Annotated in this window: 1 protein-coding gene; it reads right to left on the bottom strand. The window is 43.3% G+C overall.

What is annotated here, in order from left to right:
• Nucleotides 1-125 precede the first annotated feature (125 nt).
• The coding region (locus R7Q09_RS25880) for a GGDEF domain-containing protein (protein WP_318143909.1) at nt 126-683 on the bottom strand (558 nt) is incomplete at its 5' end.

Below are 683 nucleotides of genomic sequence, written 5' to 3'. Positions count from 1 at the left end.
GAACTTAACGGTGTGCGAGCGCCTGTGTAACAAGCACCAGTTTCATAAATAAGCTTACAAACATAGAAGGGGAAAATGCATTAACTTGGTAGCAGAATCTCACCATTCAAATCATTCTGCACTGATTAGTTTTGTCGGACAGAAACCTGCTCTTGCGTTATGTACTTTTGAACAGCCCGAACTCTATTTTTACCTTCTTGCTTCGCTAAATAAACGGATTCATCGGCTGCGCGAATCAAATCGGTGTACGTACTCATGTTTTCTGTTCGTTCTGCAACACCAACACTGATGCTCCCTCTCCACGGTTCATAACACGTTGGAACGAGCATTTGAGAAACCTGTTTTCTTACCATTTCCGCAACATGTAACCCGCCGTCCAATCCTGTATCTGGACAAATAACAAAGCACTCATCACCTCCCAATCTGCACACGATATCATCGCTACGAAAATGATATTTAAGTGCCTGTGCAAGCTCGATTAACACCAAGTCTCCGGCCTCATGCCCACACGTATCATTGACTTGTTTAAAATAATCCGCATCAATCATGATACAAACCAAAGGCAGTGTTTTGTGCTCCGTGTCATCCCAAAGCTTTTTCAACGTTTTGATTGCACTGCGTCGATTAGGAAGTTGAGTTAATGAGTCCGTTAATGACAGCGCTTCCAGCTGCTTATTTGCCGT

It is taken from the genome of Vibrio sp. 2130-1, assembly GCF_033339515.1.
This window is presented reverse-complemented; position numbering and strand designations above follow the sequence as displayed.